Raw genomic sequence first — 14,480 nt, 5'->3', positions numbered from 1 at the left:
GTTTAGCCGTAATAGCGCCAGCGCGGCGGCGGCGGACGGCGCGGCGGGCGCGTCATCAGCAGCGCCAGCGCGAATCCAATTCCGGCTGCGACCAATAGCGCGCCGAGCGGATTTTCCTGCACGGTCTTCGCCACCGCTTTTTGGCCGCTGCGAACCGTCGCGCCGCTGTTTTCGTAAGCATCCTTGGCATAGTTGACGGCAGCGTCGGTGGCGTCGCGGGCGGCATCCTTGGCCTGGCCGTAAAGATTCTGCACGGTGCCGGCCGCTTCGCGCACGCGGCCCTCGGCTTGCGTCTTCGCATCGCCGGCCATGTCGCCGGCCGCGCTTTCGACCTTACCGCCAAACTCCTTCGCCGAGCCGACAATCCGATCCTTGTCCATCGCGGTTACTCCTGTTTTTCAACTGAAGTAACCGACGAGCGCGGTCCGGGTTCCGGCTGCTCGCTTTACGCCGAGTGTTGGGCTTACAGGATCAGCCCGCCATCGACCACGATCGTCTGGCCGATGATGTAGGACGCCAGCGGCGAGGCAAGGAACAGCGCCGCGCCGGCCATATCGGCGGGCGTGCCGAGCCGCTTCAGTGGAATCCGCTCCAGCGCGCCTTCGAGCCTTTTCGGATTAGCCGTGGTCGCCTTGGTCATCTTGGTGTCGACCAGGCCGGGCGCGATGCCGTTGACGCGAATGCCGTTTCCCGCCCAGGCCTCACCAAGCGTGCGCGTCAGGCCCACCGCGCCGGTCTTCGAGGCGTTGTAGGCTGGATTGCCCATGGTGGAATGATAGGCGGCGGTCGAACTGACGATGATCAGCGATCCCTGGCTCGCACTCAGCATCGGCTGAAACTTGGTCGCGCACGCCATCAAGCTGATCAGGTTGACTTCCAGCACTTTTCGAAAGCCCTCCATCTCGAACTCGCCGCGGCGGTAGATCACCGCGCCTTGCGCGAGCACCAGCACATGGAGTTTTTCGAAAGACGGCTTGAGGAATTGAATGGCCTGCGCATCGCTGACGTCGAGCTGAAAATAGTCGAGCCCTTCAAGATGCGATCCCTCGTCGGGCGAGTAATCGGCCGCGCTATTGCGGGTGCCGCAGACCGCGACCTTCGCGCCCTTTGCGCGAAAGGCCTGCGCGATGCCGTTACCGATGCCGCTGGAGCCACCAACCACCAACACCTGCTTGCCGCTGAAATCCAGTTCGTTCATCCCTGCGATCCTTTTTTGTTGTGCTCTAGTTCAAGCCTTCATCGAGGAATTTGACCATCAGAAACTCGTCCTAATATCGTTCACGTTTGCACCTCGCTCGGCTTCGTTTGACCTGTCTGCGGATCGGTGCCAGCCTTGTCAATCCTGCAACGCGCACCTCTGTCCGGATCACATCATGTCAGATTTCAAAGAGCTCAGCCGCTCGGTCAAAGGCCTGACCGTTCTCGTCACCGGTGCCGCCAGCGGCATGGGCCGCGCTACGGCGCTGGTGTTCGCGGCCGAGGGAGCCAATGTTGCCGTCACCGATCTCAATGCGGAAGCCACACAGGCCGTCGCCGGCGAGATCACCGCAAAAGGCGGCGCCGCGAAAGCCTGGGTGCTTGATGTCGCCAAGCCCGATGACATCATCAGGGTCGTCAACGATGTCGCCGCCCATTTTGGCGGACTCGATATCGTCATCAACAATGCCGGCATCTCCGTGCGCGTGGCGATCGACGAGCAAGGTTATGATGCCGCCTGGGACAAGGCACTGTCCGTGATGCTGTCAGCGCATCCACGCATCATCCGCGCCGCGCTGCCGCATTTGCGCCGATCGAAGTGCCCGCGCATCGTCAATATCGCCTCGACCGAGGCGCTCGGCGCGACCGCGCTGCACAGCCCCTACTCTGCGGCGAAGGGCGGCGTCACCAGCCTCACCCGCTCGCTCGCCGTCGAACTCGGCCGCGAGGGCATCACCGTGAACTGCATCTGCCCGGGTCCAATCCGCACTGCGATTACCGAACGGATTTCCGAAGAGCACAAGACGATCTACGCCAAGCGCCGCACCGCGCTCGGCCGCTACGGCGATCCTGAGGAAGTGGCGCACATGACGCTGAGCCTCTGCCTGCCGGCCGCCTCGTTCCTGACCGGCGCCGTCATTCCCGTGGACGGAGGGCTCATGGCCAGGAATGCCTGAGCGTTCCCGGATGCTGCGCAGGATGCAATGCTGAACCGGCGTCCAGTGCGTCCCTGCCCTGCGGTTCACCGTTTAAGTGAAGCTACCTGCGTCCGGGACACAAGGCCATGCGGCGCCGGCAGACCCGGGCTCGTTGACATCGCGCGCCTCGGGAGTAGCCTTTCCGAAAAAGCAATATTAGGGGAGAGCAGCCCATGGCCTTGGCCATTCGTCAGTTGCACAAGCATTTTGTCGGCGAGGTGTCCGGCCTCGATTTGCGCGTGCCGCTCACCAAGGAGCAGGCGGCCGAGGTCGAAGCGGCCATGGACAAATATGCCGTGCTGGTGTTTCACGGCCAGGACATCACTGACGAGCAGCAGCTGGCCTTTGCGCTGAATTTCGGCGAGCGCGAAAAGGCGCGCGGCGGCACGATCGTAAAGAAGGAAGAGTATCGCCTCACCACGGGCCTGAACGACGTCTCCAATCTCGGCAAGGACGGCAAGCCGCTGCCGCGCGACAGCCGCGCGCATCTCTTCAATCTTGGCAATTGCCTCTGGCATTCCGACAGCTCGTTCCGCCCGATCCCGGCGAAATTCTCACTGTTGTCCGCGCGGGTGGTGAACCCGAAGGGCGGCAATACCGAATTTGCCGATATGCGCGCGGCCTATGATGCGCTCGACGACGAGACCAAGGCCGAGATCGAAGACCTGATCTGCGAGCATTCGCTGATGTATTCGCGCGGCTCGCTCGGCTTCCTCGATTATACCGATGAAGAGAAAGAGATGTTCAAGCCGGTGCTGCAGCGGCTGGTGCGGACGCATCCGGTGCATGGCCGCAAGTCGCTGTATCTGTCGTCGCATGCGGGCGCCATCAAAGGCATGAGCATGCCCGAGGCGCGGCTTCTGCTGCGCGACCTCACTGAGCACGCAACGCAGCCGGAATTCGTCTACGTTCACAAATGGACGTTGCATGACCTCGTGATGTGGGACAACCGCCAGACCATGCACCGGGTGCGGCGCTACGATCAGTCGCAACCGCGCGACATGCGCCGCGCTACGGTCGCCGGCACCGAGCCGACGGTGGCGCAACAGGCGGCGGAGTAATCTGTCGACGCTCACAGACCGTCATGCGCGGGCTTGCCGCCTGCGCTAAAGCTTCGGCGCGCCAGCACTGGAAAGCCGCGGCGAAGCCTTGGCGTAGCCGGGACCCGCGCATCCATCACCTTCGCAAAAGCATCTTTTTGATCGATTGCCGGGTCGAGCCCGGCAATGACGACCTCAGGCGTGCCCGGCTTCGTTCGACAGCATGCCGGGATCGATGCCGATCTTGCGCAGCGCGCGCTGGTACTTTTCTTCGACGTCGTCGCCGAAAATCAGATCCGGATCGGCGTCGCAATGCAGCCAGCCATTGTGCTGGATCTCGTTCTCGAGCTGGCCCGGCGCCCAGCCGGCATAGCCCAGCGCCAGGATCGCGTGCTTTGGTCCAGTGCCCTGGGCGATGGCCTTGAGGATATCCACCGTTGCCGTCAGGCAGATGCCCTCGTCGATGTTCAGCGTCGCGTCCTTGATGAAGAAATCGCTCGAATGCAGCACGAAGCCGCGGCCGGTATCGACCGGGCCGCCTCGCAGCACCTGCAACGTTTCGGCGGTTTCCGGCAGCTTGATCTGGTCGGCCTTCTGGATGATGTCGAGTTGCACCAGCAATCCCGGAAAATCGATGCTGCCGGCCGGACGGTTGACGATGATGCCCATCGCGCCTTCCGACGAATGGGCGCACATATAGATGACAGAGCGCTCGAAGCGCGGATCGCCCATGACAGGCATCGCGATCAGCAGGCGGCCGTCCAGATAGCCTTCGCCGGACGAATTGTCGCCAAGGCCGGCGGGTTTGCGGCGAACGGGCTTCGGTGTCTTGCCTTCAGGGCTCATCCGAAAAAGGCCTCTCTTGATGGTATCATATCCTGATATCGGGTGCGGTTTCTGTCAATCAAGCTTCCGGTATCATTCGCCCTGCGATCACACGCAATTCAATGGTTAGCGCCGAAACTTGCTTGTAAAGACGTGCCATGATCCTGATGGTTCCCCTGCGCGCCGCGCTCGGCGTCGCCGCACTATATCTCGCGTGTACAGCACCGGAGGTTCGCGCCCAGGATGCTTCGCCGTGGCAACACGACGCACATTCCGCGCTTCGGCTGCTGGCGGGATCGCGCAGCGGCACTGTGCTGCTCGGCGGCATTGCCATTCAGTTGCAGCCGGGCTGGAAGACCTATTGGCGCACCCCGGGCGATTCCGGCGTCCCGCCCCGCTTCGATTTCTCCAAATCCGATAATGTCGAAGCCGTGACGGTGCTGTGGCCGGCGCCAACCAAATTTGACGACGGCGCCGGCGGCACGGCGCTGGGCTACAAGCAGCAGGTCGTGCTGCCGCTGCGCATCGTCGCCAAGAATGCCGACAAGCCGGTGATGCTGCGGGCCAACATCAGTTACGCGGTCTGCGAGAAGATCTGCATACCCGTCGAGGCCCGCGCCGAACTCGCCTTTGCCAGCGTGGCAAGCACCGAGGACGGCACGCTGTCCGATGCGCTCAATGCGGTGCCGAAGCCTGCCAATATCGGTGACCCCAATCCGCTGACCATCCGCGACGTCAGACGCGAGGGAAAGACTGGCGTGCTGGTCGATGTCACGGCGCCCGAGGCCAAGGAGGTCAACCTGTTCGTCGAGGGGCCGACGCCCGACTGGGCGCTGCCGGTGCCGAGGCTGGTCGAGCAAAGTCCGCCCGGCGTCAAGCGCTTCGCATTCGAACTCGAGGGCCTGCCTCCCGGCGCCAGCCCCGAAGGAGCCGCGCTCAAGCTGACCCTCGTCGGTGGCGACCGGGCCTACGAGTTCAACGTCAATCTGAATTGAGGCCTGCCAGCTTTCGCCAAGCGTTCGATAACGCCATCGGCGCGCAAGAAACACCTGCGCGCCGCGCCAAAAGGCTTTCCGAACCGGTTCAGAAATGTTTTCGATACGAGGAGAGCCGGTCAGCCGGCTCTCCTTTGGGGATAACTCCTAGCTTTTCTGCCCGCTGATTTGCTGAGCGCGCATATAGCTCTTGCAAGCACCCCGCATATCGCCCTTTGCCATAGCGGCATTTGCCGCACCCATCTCCTTCATCATCGCAGCCTTAGCCGGAGTGTCAGGCATAGTGGCGCTGGAGGTGACGAGTTTGGCCATGTTTTCGCTGGTGCAAGCCGCCATCTTCGCAGCAAAAGCCGGGCTTACAGCCAGCGCAGTGGTGATCGTAATAGCGGTAACAAGCAGTTTCATATTGTCCTCCCCGGCCGCACCATGCGACCGGAGCTAAAAGTTCAAAAAATCAGAAAAGTTCCCGCCAGCCCAGCAACCGGTATCGCCGTCGCCGGAAAGTCGCTCCGAAGCCGGGCGCTCACGCGCCGACCGAGTGCCGACACGCTGCGCGGCAAGATGTGCCCTCCTGTTCGGCAACCAACGGTACGAAAGGAATGCGCTACGAGACTGGGGGCATTGCCTGCACGGCCGGCGGCGCCGTATGGACTGGCAGGGGATCGGGCGTCATGACGAGATAGAGCGTACCAGCCACCAGCATGACGGCAGCTATCGCCAATCCTAACATCGCCAGAACCAGGTCGCTTGGGTCGTCCATCTCGCGGCTTGGGCGCGGGACCATACGGGTTGGATGGCAGCCATCGCCTTTGGCTATCCGCGCGAGCGCTCGTGTTGAATAACGGCGGGTCCTTTAGACCTTTGGCTATCCGCTACAGGCGCCGTTGTGACGGCGGGCGATGGCTCCGCGCATTAAACCATGACACGGCGGTTTTGTTCCGGTGACCTGCATCGTTTCGGCACCAGCGACAGTTGCGCAAGGCTACAGCTCGGCCGGTCCCCGCGCGCATCAAAAATTTTTGGCCGACCTCTTGAACCCAATTTTTCCGCCTCCCAGATCGTTTTCCGCGCCGGAGGCGCTTTGACGCCGCAGGGGCGCTACTGAATGCAGAGCCTGGCTTCGAAACCAAGCGACGCATTCGCCAAACAAAGAAAGGATGCAACGACGGGAGCTTGAGATGAGCACATCTGTTCGGCGAAGGCCGCTCAAGCGTGCAGCGCTCGCTCTGGATTGGCTCATGTTCGCAATGAGCTTCGCAACAATCGCCTGGATCAGTTTTCGAACGATAGGAGGATGAGATGATCACTGATCACACCATTGTCTCCGCTCGGGCGGAGATGGGCAAAAAGGCCACCAAGGATCGCCGCTTTATCCGGCGCTTGATTGCAGCTTGCATCGGTACGGCGTTGGCCATGCCGGCGCTGGCAGCGTGGGGAATGGATAGTCCGCATAACCAGCAGCCTTCCGATCGCGCCGTGACTTCGATCACCTTGCCACCAGTTCCCTACATCGACTCGATACCCTGGATGAAATGGGACACGACGAGCAACGCATTCAAAACCGACCTCCTGCTGTCGCCAACATTGCGCTGGGGAATCGATCGGACGCCACAGGCGGACGACAAGCAAAAGCTATCAGCTAATTGAGCCAAATCTGCCCGGATGCGATTTGCGATCACTCACGCGGGTCGCATCCCTCTCCAACCCTGCTCATGCGATGATGCCCAATTCGCCGATCCATTCTCGCCTCTCGGCTAGGCCAACGTTCCGAGCGTCCGATCGTTACTGATCGAAAGTGAGCGCGAACCTTGCCTCCGTCTATTGGTATCGCGAGACCTCCCCCAGACCGTCGCCCACCGCCCTGTCCAGCGAGCCGGGCTCGCTGAAGCCCATCTCCAGCTCGCCCGGTGCTAACGATCATTAGGCGCGCGTCGCGTCGGTCGCAAAACGCGCAAAGCTCGCCCGGCATGCGACTACAAAGCCCCTTTCAGGGTACCCCGCCAACGGGACCTGACAGGTTCCGCCCAACCGAATCTTAACGAATGGTTGATACATCCAACCGATCGCCGCTACCTCGCGGCGTATTTCGGGGATGCACCCTTGTGGCCGTGATGGATACGCAATCCGCAACCGCCCCGCCTGCCGGCGTGATCGCGCGCCTGCGCGCGATGCTCGGCGGCTCCAATGAAGCTTCCGTCACGCGGCGCCTGGCCGGCACGATCTTCATCATCCGCGTGCTCAGCGCTGCGCTCGCTTATTTCTCGCAGATCCTGCTGGCGCGCTGGATGGGCGGCTCGGATTACGGCGTCTATGTCTATGTCTGGACCTGGGTGCTTCTGCTCGGCAGCATGATGGATTTCGGCATCTCGGCATCGGCGCAGAAGATCATTCCGGAGTACCGGATCCGTGGCGAACATGCCCTGCTGCGCGGCTTTCTCTCGGGCAGCCGCTGGATCACCTTCACGGTTTCCTCCCTCGTCTCGCTGCTGCTGGCGGGCGTGGTGAAGGCATTGTCGCCGTGGATCGAGGCCAATGCGATCGTTCCTCTCTATATTGGCTGCCTGACACTGCCGGCCTTCGTCGTCGCCAACACCCAGGACGGCATCGCGCGATCGCATGACTGGATGCAACTCGGCCTGATGCCGCAATTCATCGTGCGGCAGGCGCTGATCGTCGGCTTCACTGCCGGTGCCTTCGTGCTCGGCTTCAATCTCGGCGCCACCGCCGCGATGCTGGCGAGCGCCGCGGCGGTATGGATCGCGATGATCGGCCAGATGGTCGTGCTCAACCGCAGGCTCGGCGGCCATGTCGAACCCGGCCCCAAGGCCTATGATTTCCGCGGCTGGCTCGCGGTCTCGCTGCCGATCCTGATGGTCGAAGGATTTTACCTGCTGCTGTCCTACACCGACGTCCTGGTGCTGCAGCAATTCCGCTCGTCGGAAGAAGTCGGCATCTATTTCGCCGTGGTGAAGACGTTGGCGCTGGTCTCGTTCATTCACTACGCGATGTCGGCAACGACGGCGCATCGCTTTGCAGAATATCATGCGCAGGGCGACAAGCAGCGGCTATCGGCCTATGTGGCACATGCGATCCAGTGGACGTTCTGGCCGTCGCTTGCCGCAACCATCCTGCTATTGGCGCTCGGCAAGCCGCTATTGTGGCTGTTCGGGCCGCAATTCGTGGTCGGCTATGACATCATGTTCATCGCCGCTGTCGGACTCGTGGTGCGCTCCGCGATTGGCCCAGTCGAGCGGCTGCTCAACATGCTTGGCCATCAGCACATCTGCGCCCTGGCCTATGCGCTCGCCTTCGTCATGAACGTTGTGCTCTGCGTGATGCTGGTGCCGCGCTTCGGCGGTCACGGCGCGGCGGCCGCGACCTCGATCTCGCTGGCGTTCGAGACGGTGCTGCTGTTCTGGATCGTGCGCCGGCGGCTCGGCCTGCACGTGCTGGCGTTCGGGAAAGGCTGATCCGGATAGGACAGGATCGCGCAACATCGCCGCCTCTTCACACCGGGAACAAATGATTATCGCTGTGTTCCCTGCGGCGGCCTCATTTGAGGCCAAAGGATGTCGCTATCGTCGTGCTGGCATAATGGAGAAATTATCCAGCGCATTTCGGGCGAACAAAAAACATTCTTATTTCAGTCAATCAGGACGCCCACACCTGCGCTGCTATATACTCCACGAAATCAAAGATCTGACCTGGAAATGATTGATCCCCTTTACGTTGCATCGGGATTTGGCGTCGGCCTCTTAGTCGGGATGACGGGTGTCGGCGGCGGCTCGCTGATGACGCCGCTCCTGATCCTGCTGTTCGGCGTCCATCCGTCGACTGCTGTTGGCACGGACCTGCTTTACGCCGCGGCGACCAAGACCGGCGGCAGCCTCGTGCATGGCTGGTCGCAGAGTATTCACTGGCCGGCGGTGATCCGCCTCGCCAGCGGCAGCATTCCGGCGAGCCTCGTCACATTGCTCGTGCTGTGGCAGCTCGAACTTCATGGGGATGCGGCGCGTAGCTTGATCAATCTGGTGCTGTGCTTTGCGCTGATCCTGACCGCGACCTCGTTGATCTTCCGCAAGGCCATCATGGAGCGATACCGCCGGCGCATGGAGCGGCTAGACGCTTCGACCACCGACCACGCGACCGTACTGGTGGGCGTAGCGCTCGGCGTATTGGTTTCGCTTTCCTCCGTCGGCGCCGGCGCGGTTGGCGTCACCGCGCTCCTGCTGCTCTATCCGCGCCTGCCGATGGCAACTATCGTTGGCTCCGACATTGCGCACGCGGTGCCGCTGACGTTGGTCGCCGGCATTGGTCACTGGGCGCTGGGTTCGGTCGATTGGGCGCTGATGGGCGTGCTGCTGATCGGCTCGCTGCCCGGCATCATCATCGGCAGCTACTGCGCCGTTCGCGTGCCGGAAACGGTGCTCAGGCTGCTGCTGGCCACCGTGCTGATTCTGGTGGCCAGCAAGCTTGGCTTCAGTGAATTGCACATCGCGACGGAAAGTGTCGCGGCCGCAGCCCGGAGCGTCACCCAATAGGAATTGCGTTCGCGCCCGGCCGCCTGCAATTTTACGCCGCGGTCCAGCCGCCGTCGATCGACAGGTTGGCACCGGTGATCTGGGCGGCATCGTCGCTGCACAGGAACAGCGCGAGCGCCGCGACCTGCTCCGAGGTCACGAATTCCTTGGTCGGCTGCGCGTCCAGCAGTACGTCGTTGATGACCTGCTCCTTGGTCATGTTGCGCGCCTTCATGGTCTCCGGAATCTGCTTTTCGACCAGCGGCGTCCAGACGTACCCGGGACTAATGCAGTTACAGGTGATCTTGAACGTCGCAAGCTCCAGTGCCACCGTCTTGGTGAGACCGGCGATGCCGTGCTTGGCCGAGACATAGGCCGACTTGAACGGCGAAGCGACCAGCGAATGGGCGGATGCGGTGTTGATGATACGGCCCCAACCGCGCTTCTTCATGCCGGGGACTGCGGCACGGATGCCATAAAAAGCAGACGACAGGTTGATCGCAATGATGCCTTCCCACTTCTCGGGCGGAAATTCCTCGATCGGCGACACGAACTGGATGCCGGCATTGTTGACGAGGATGTCGACCGAGCCGAACGTCTTCTCGCCGAGTGCAATCATTTCGGCGATCTCGGCGGGCTTGGTCATGTCGGCGGGCGAATGCACGGCGCGGACCTTGAAATCGGTCTCGATGCCGGAGCGCTCGCGCTCGATATCGGCCGGGACACCCATACCGTTGAGGACGACATTGGCGCCGGCGGCGGCGAACGCCCGCGCATAGGCCAATCCGATGCCGCTGGTCGAGCCGGTCACGACGGCAGTCTTGCCTTTCAACGTACCCATTGCATTCACTCCTGCTTGGCACCGGGGGTCTTGGGAACAGCCCCCGACATATCGTAGGCCATCATGGTCTCGCCGGATTGCGGGCGCTCGAGCACATCCCTGTGACGCATCGACTGATGAACGTCGCGGACGCCCGCGTTCCAGTGCTCGACCATAGCTATGTGTGAAAAGTCGTAATCCTTGGAGGAGGTTTCGTAGTTCTTGCTCTTGTAGATCAGGTGCACGACGGTGACGGTGTTCTCCTTCGCCGCGTTGCAGAGCACTTCCACCGACGGATCGTTCTTGAGGTTATCGGGCAGTTTTCCAAGCAGCTCACGCAGCGCCTTACGCGCGTTGTGCAGTTGCTTGTTTTTGTCGGTAGTCATGCGCGTACGGCTGGAATAGCGGATGTCTTTTTCGCGCTCCGCGGCCTCCAGCAGCGACGCCGGCAAGTCGCCGCGCGCGCTGAACAGGTCGACCTGGAAGATCAGAAGATCGCGGTTGGTTTCCTCACCCAGCACGTAATCGAGCGGCGTGTTGGAGGCGATGCCCCCGTCCCAATAGTGCTCGTCCTCGATCTTGATAGAAGGAAAGCCGGGCGGCAGCGCACCGGAGGCCATGATGTGCTCGGGTCCGATCTTCTTGCCGAGCTTCCTGAATTCGAAATTATCGAAATATTTCAGATTGCCCGAGGTCACGCTGACCGCGCCGACACTCAGTCGCGTCTTCAAATCATTGATGCGATCGAAGTCGACCAACCGCTCCAGCGTCTTCTTCAAGGGCGCGGTGTCATAATAGCTCTGCGATTGCGGACTACCGGGCGGCCACCAGGGTGCAGGCGGAACGCGCGGCGTGAAAAAGCCGGGCACGCCGAAGGTAGCAATCAGCGCGGCGCTCGTTTCATTGAACAGCGAGCGGGCGCGATCGCCCGGCGTCACCGGGCTCCAGGATACCGGAGACGATACCATCTCCCAGAATTCCTTGAGGCGATCGACACGTGTTTCGGGACCATTGCCGGCGATGATCGCGGCATTAATGGCCCCGATCGAGATGCCGGCAATCCATTCCGGTTCGAAGCCCGAGCGGCACAGCGCCTGAAAGGCACCGGCCTGGTAGGAGCCGAGCGCGCCGCCGCCTTGCAGGACCAGTACACGCTGCGCCTTGGCGGGCGTGGTGGCTGGCGCAGAGGTCGCAGGGTGGGGAAAATCATCCATCGTGACCGTCAGCTAGTGGACAATGACCGGGGCACCGTGGCGACAGTTCGCGACGGCGTCAATCGGCGAGATCGAAGCAAGGATCACGCCGGGTTTATCGCTTTGTGAGGCGTTGGTCGCCCGTATCCAGGTTTGTTTCAGGTTGACGCAAGGATGAGCGTCCAGAACACCTTGTATTTGGTGTTCGGAGCATAAGTCGCCGCGATGCCCAGTTTTGTGACACCGTTCTTGAGCATGTTGGCCTTGTGCGGGGGCGAATCGCGCCAGCCGGAGAACGCCTCTGCCAAGGTGTGGTATCCGGCCGAGACGTTTTCGACCGCGAGCGTCGCCGGATAGCCGGAAGCGCCCAGCCGCTTCTCCAGCGGGCCCTTCACGTCATGGTCCATCTTGTTGCGGGCCGCCATGGCCTGCGACTGCTGCTCGGCAAGCCTCGTCAGCTCCGGATCGACCACCACGGCGCCAAGGCCGTTGTTCTGGCGGTATTGCGAGATCATGGTCGCCGCCGCGACCGTATCGAGGGTGGCGCCAGGTCTGGCCATATCGACATACATGGCCGGCTGATCCGGGAGCTTGACGTCTCCCGCGCAGCCGGCAAGCAGCAAAAGCCCGATAATGGCGCTAGTCGCCCGTTTCACCGATAGAATCCCCCGAATCCCTAAGGCTGAGGGTGCGTTGTTGCATACCAACCGTGGCTGAATGGTGAACGGGGACTGATTTTGGCCATCGCCCCACCCACCGCTGTCATCGTCCGCATAGGCAGACGATCCCGTATCCCGCGTAGTCGCGCTTCGAGAGACGGCGGCGATTACTGGATACCCGCCTTCGCGGCCATGACGGCGGCGCTTGTGGCGTCAATCCCGGCCAAGAACACTATTCCTGGGCCGCAAAAATCCGGTAGCGGCGGGGCTGCAGGCCGATGATCTCGCCAGCCTGGAGCTCCCGGTCCCGGGGGGCATCGATCTCGATCACGGTCTTGCCCTCGCCATCCGTCAAGGCGATTTCCGCCCGCTGGATCGGGCCGAATGAGCGGACATGGCGCACCGCGCCCTCGAGCGAGCCGGTTCCGGCGGGGCCAATCTGCATGTCATGGCGGCGGACGAAAAGTTTCGAGGCGCCGGAGGCCGCGCCCTCGGCGGCGATGTTAAGCGGCCGGCCACCGAGATGTACCGAGCCGCCGGTAACCTCGACCGGCAGCACGATGGATTCGCCGATGAAGCCATGGACAAAGGCGGTCGCGGGATTGTCATAGACCTCGCCAGGCGAGCCGATCTGCTCGATGCGGCCCTTGTCCATCACAACGACCCGGTTAGCGACTTCGAGCGCTTCTTCCTGATCGTGGGTGACGAAGATCGAAGTGACGTGGATCTCATTGTGCAGCGAGCGTAGCCATTGCCGAAGCTCTTTGCGAACCTTGGCATCGAGCGCGCCGAACGGCTCGTCGAGCAGCAGGATACGCGGCTCGATTGCAAGCGCCCGCGCCAGCGCGATGCGCTGCCGCTGACCGCCGGAGAGCTGGCTCGGATAGCGATTGGCCAGCCAGTCGAGTTGCACCAGATCGAGCAATTCCTTGACGCGGGCGCGGATCGTTGCCTCGTCCTTGCGCACGGCGCGCGGCTGCACGCGCAGGCCGAAGGCCACGTTCTCGAACACCGTCATGTGGCGGAACAGCGCATAGTGCTGGAATACGAAGCCGACATGACGCTCGCTGGCGCCGTGTCCCAGCGCATCCTCACCATCGATCCGCACCTCGCCGGCATCCGGCCAGTCGAGACCGGCAATGATCCGCAGCAGCGTCGTCTTCCCCGAACCGGATGGGCCGAGCAGCGCCAGCAATTCACCCTTGCCGACCTTCAGATCGACGTTGTCGAGCGCGGCAAATGAGCCGAACTTCTTGACGATGTTTTTGACTTCAATGGTCACCTGGAATCGTCCTTTGGAGTTTGCTCTTCGTCCAGACGCTGTTCGAGAATGGTCTTCACGACCAGCGTGATCAGGGCCAGCATTGCCAGCAGGGAGGCAATCGCAAACGAGGCCACGAATTGATATTCATTATAGAGGATCTCGACCAAAAGCGGCATGGTATTGGTCTCGCCGCGGATGTGGCCCGAGACGACTGACACCGCGCCGAACTCGCCCATGGCGCGCGCATTGCACAATAGTACGCCATAGAGCAGGCCCCATTTGATATTGGGCAGGGTGACGCGGAAGAAGGTCTGTAGGCCAGACGCGCCCAGCGAGATCGCCGCCTCTTCCTCCTGCGTGCCCTGCTCCTGCATCAAGGGGATCAGCGAGCGGGCGACGAACGGGAACGTGACGAAGATGGTCGCCAGCGCAATGCCCGGCAGCGCGAACAGGATATGGATATTGTGCGCCTGCAGCCAGGCGCCCCAATAGCCCTGCGCGCCGAACAGCAGCACGAAGACGAGACCCGAGATGACGGGGCTGACCGAGAATGGCAGGTCGATCAGCGTGATCAGGATAGTCTTGCCGGGAAAATCGAACTTTGCGATCGCCCAGGCGGCGATCACGCCGAACACCAGATTGAGGCTGACCGAGATCGCCGCCACCAGCAGCGTGAGCTTGATCGCCGAAAGCGCCTCCGGCTCAGACAATGCGGCAAAATAGGCGCTGACGCCCTTGGAGAAGGCCGATGCGAACACCACCACGAGGGGCAGCACGACGAAGATCGTGAGAAAGGAGAGCGCGAGCGCAATGATGATGAACCGGATCGGCCCGGGCTCACTGCGCAGATCCTTCGAGGCAGCAGCCAGGCGGGCGCGACCTCTCGCTTCGCGGGTGGGCGGGGAGATGGCAAGATCTGTCGTAGAAGTGTAGGCCGGCAACGCGGTGGCCTGAGTTACAAAGCTCGTTTGCGTCGACATCGGCCAGGCC

At 62.1% G+C, this 14,480-nt stretch carries 16 protein-coding genes; 6 read left to right on the top strand and 10 right to left on the bottom strand.

Features of this window, described 5'->3' with window-relative positions; translation table 11 throughout:
- Positions 1-2 precede the first annotated feature (2 nt).
- Both J6524_RS24635 and J6524_RS24630 read right to left on the bottom strand, forming a co-directional pair.
- Complete coding sequence (locus J6524_RS24635) at positions 3-380, bottom strand: CsbD family protein (protein ID WP_225675352.1); 378 nt, start codon at positions 378-380, stop codon at positions 3-5.
- 83 nt (positions 381-463) lie between these two features.
- Complete coding sequence (locus tag J6524_RS24630; RefSeq protein ID WP_225675350.1) at positions 464-1,198, bottom strand: SDR family oxidoreductase; 735 nt, start codon at positions 1,196-1,198, stop codon at positions 464-466.
- 175 nt (positions 1,199-1,373) lie between these two features.
- Here J6524_RS24630 and J6524_RS24625 point away from each other — a divergent pair, with 175 nt between their 5' ends.
- The gene (locus J6524_RS24625) at positions 1,374-2,153 is read left to right on the top strand and encodes an SDR family NAD(P)-dependent oxidoreductase (protein ID WP_225675348.1); all 780 of its coding nucleotides are present in this window, start codon (positions 1,374-1,376) and stop codon (positions 2,151-2,153) included.
- A 194-nt stretch (positions 2,154-2,347) separates the two neighbouring features.
- The gene (locus tag J6524_RS24620; RefSeq protein ID WP_225675346.1) at positions 2,348-3,235 is read left to right on the top strand and encodes a TauD/TfdA dioxygenase family protein; all 888 of its coding nucleotides are present in this window, start codon (positions 2,348-2,350) and stop codon (positions 3,233-3,235) included.
- Between the two features lie 174 nt (positions 3,236-3,409).
- Here the strand turns inward: J6524_RS24620 and J6524_RS24615 are convergent, their stop codons facing one another.
- A complete protein-coding gene (locus J6524_RS24615; protein ID WP_225675344.1) occupies positions 3,410-4,060 on the bottom strand; it encodes a YqgE/AlgH family protein in 651 nt (216 codons plus the stop codon).
- Between the two features lie 137 nt (positions 4,061-4,197).
- Here J6524_RS24615 and J6524_RS24610 point away from each other — a divergent pair, with 137 nt between their 5' ends.
- Positions 4,198-5,034, top strand: coding sequence for a protein-disulfide reductase DsbD domain-containing protein (locus J6524_RS24610; RefSeq protein WP_225675342.1), 837 nt, complete (start codon positions 4,198-4,200; stop codon positions 5,032-5,034).
- Positions 5,035-5,181: 147 nt separating this feature from the next.
- Here J6524_RS24610 and J6524_RS24605 read toward each other — a convergent pair whose 3' ends face one another.
- Both J6524_RS24605 and J6524_RS24600 read right to left on the bottom strand, forming a co-directional pair.
- The gene (locus J6524_RS24605) at positions 5,182-5,439 is read right to left on the bottom strand and encodes a hypothetical protein (protein WP_225675341.1); all 258 of its coding nucleotides are present in this window, start codon (positions 5,437-5,439) and stop codon (positions 5,182-5,184) included.
- 199 nt (positions 5,440-5,638) lie between these two features.
- Positions 5,639-5,794, bottom strand: a complete 156-nt coding sequence (locus J6524_RS24600) for a hypothetical protein (protein WP_225675339.1) — start codon at positions 5,792-5,794, stop codon at positions 5,639-5,641.
- Between the two features lie 539 nt (positions 5,795-6,333).
- Between J6524_RS24600 and J6524_RS24595 the strand changes: the two genes are divergently transcribed.
- The 3 genes from J6524_RS24595 to J6524_RS24585 all read left to right on the top strand — a co-directional run bounded on the left by J6524_RS24595 (position 6,334) and on the right by J6524_RS24585 (position 9,575).
- Complete coding sequence (locus tag J6524_RS24595; RefSeq protein WP_225675337.1) at positions 6,334-6,681, top strand: hypothetical protein; 348 nt, start codon at positions 6,334-6,336, stop codon at positions 6,679-6,681.
- Between the two features lie 464 nt (positions 6,682-7,145).
- A complete protein-coding gene (locus J6524_RS24590; RefSeq protein ID WP_225675335.1) occupies positions 7,146-8,504 on the top strand; it encodes an oligosaccharide flippase family protein in 1,359 nt (452 codons plus the stop codon).
- A gap of 240 nt (positions 8,505-8,744) precedes the next feature.
- A complete protein-coding gene (locus J6524_RS24585) occupies positions 8,745-9,575 on the top strand; it encodes a sulfite exporter TauE/SafE family protein (RefSeq protein ID WP_225675333.1) in 831 nt (276 codons plus the stop codon).
- A 31-nt stretch (positions 9,576-9,606) separates the two neighbouring features.
- On the opposite strand, the gene J6524_RS24580 is transcribed toward J6524_RS24585, so the two are convergent.
- The 5 genes from J6524_RS24580 to cysW all read right to left on the bottom strand — a co-directional run bounded on the left by J6524_RS24580 (position 9,607) and on the right by cysW (position 14,470).
- Positions 9,607-10,395 carry a 3-hydroxybutyrate dehydrogenase gene (locus J6524_RS24580; protein ID WP_225675331.1) on the bottom strand — a complete coding sequence of 263 codons (789 nt, stop codon included), beginning with the start codon at positions 10,393-10,395 and terminating at the stop codon, positions 9,607-9,609.
- A 5-nt stretch (positions 10,396-10,400) separates the two neighbouring features.
- Entirely contained in the window at positions 10,401-11,588 is a 1,188-nt protein-coding gene (locus J6524_RS24575) for a DUF3734 domain-containing protein (RefSeq protein ID WP_225675329.1), read from the bottom strand.
- A 137-nt stretch (positions 11,589-11,725) separates the two neighbouring features.
- Positions 11,726-12,223: a CAP domain-containing protein gene (locus J6524_RS24570; protein ID WP_225675327.1), complete on the bottom strand. Its 498-nt coding sequence runs from the start codon at positions 12,221-12,223 to the stop codon at positions 11,726-11,728.
- Positions 12,224-12,458: 235 nt separating this feature from the next.
- Positions 12,459-13,508: a sulfate/molybdate ABC transporter ATP-binding protein gene (locus J6524_RS24565; protein WP_225675325.1), complete on the bottom strand. Its 1,050-nt coding sequence runs from the start codon at positions 13,506-13,508 to the stop codon at positions 12,459-12,461.
- A complete protein-coding gene (cysW, locus tag J6524_RS24560; RefSeq protein ID WP_225675323.1) occupies positions 13,505-14,470 on the bottom strand; it encodes a sulfate ABC transporter permease subunit CysW in 966 nt (321 codons plus the stop codon). The genes J6524_RS24565 and cysW overlap by 4 nt, the downstream gene beginning before the upstream one ends.
- Positions 14,471-14,480: the final 10 nt, after the last annotated feature.

Origin of the sequence: Bradyrhizobium hereditatis (genome assembly GCF_020329435.1) — a bacterium.
Lineage (GTDB): Bacteria > Pseudomonadota > Alphaproteobacteria > Rhizobiales > Xanthobacteraceae > Bradyrhizobium > Bradyrhizobium hereditatis.
Note: the sequence above shows the minus strand (reverse complement) of the source record. Positions and strands in the feature narration are given on the sequence as shown.

Coding starts and splice junctions, on each gene's coding strand:
- J6524_RS24635 (WP_225675352.1), bottom strand. CDS start 380: ATGGACAAGGATCGGATTGTCGGCTCGGCGAAGGAGTTTGGCGGTAAG.
- J6524_RS24630 (WP_225675350.1), bottom strand. CDS start 1,198: ATGAACGAACTGGATTTCAGCGGCAAGCAGGTGTTGGTGGTTGGTGGC.
- J6524_RS24625 (WP_225675348.1), top strand. CDS start 1,374: ATGTCAGATTTCAAAGAGCTCAGCCGCTCGGTCAAAGGCCTGACCGTT.
- J6524_RS24620 (WP_225675346.1), top strand. CDS start 2,348: ATGGCCTTGGCCATTCGTCAGTTGCACAAGCATTTTGTCGGCGAGGTG.
- J6524_RS24615 (WP_225675344.1), bottom strand. CDS start 4,060: ATGAGCCCTGAAGGCAAGACACCGAAGCCCGTTCGCCGCAAACCCGCC.
- J6524_RS24610 (WP_225675342.1), top strand. CDS start 4,198: ATGATCCTGATGGTTCCCCTGCGCGCCGCGCTCGGCGTCGCCGCACTA.
- J6524_RS24605 (WP_225675341.1), bottom strand. CDS start 5,439: ATGAAACTGCTTGTTACCGCTATTACGATCACCACTGCGCTGGCTGTA.
- J6524_RS24600 (WP_225675339.1), bottom strand. CDS start 5,794: ATGGACGACCCAAGCGACCTGGTTCTGGCGATGTTAGGATTGGCGATA.
- J6524_RS24595 (WP_225675337.1), top strand. CDS start 6,334: ATGATCACTGATCACACCATTGTCTCCGCTCGGGCGGAGATGGGCAAA.
- J6524_RS24590 (WP_225675335.1), top strand. CDS start 7,146: ATGGATACGCAATCCGCAACCGCCCCGCCTGCCGGCGTGATCGCGCGC.
- J6524_RS24585 (WP_225675333.1), top strand. CDS start 8,745: ATGATTGATCCCCTTTACGTTGCATCGGGATTTGGCGTCGGCCTCTTA.
- J6524_RS24580 (WP_225675331.1), bottom strand. CDS start 10,395: ATGGGTACGTTGAAAGGCAAGACTGCCGTCGTGACCGGCTCGACCAGC.
- J6524_RS24575 (WP_225675329.1), bottom strand. CDS start 11,588: ATGGATGATTTTCCCCACCCTGCGACCTCTGCGCCAGCCACCACGCCC.
- cysW (WP_225675323.1), bottom strand. CDS start 14,470: ATGTCGACGCAAACGAGCTTTGTAACTCAGGCCACCGCGTTGCCGGCC.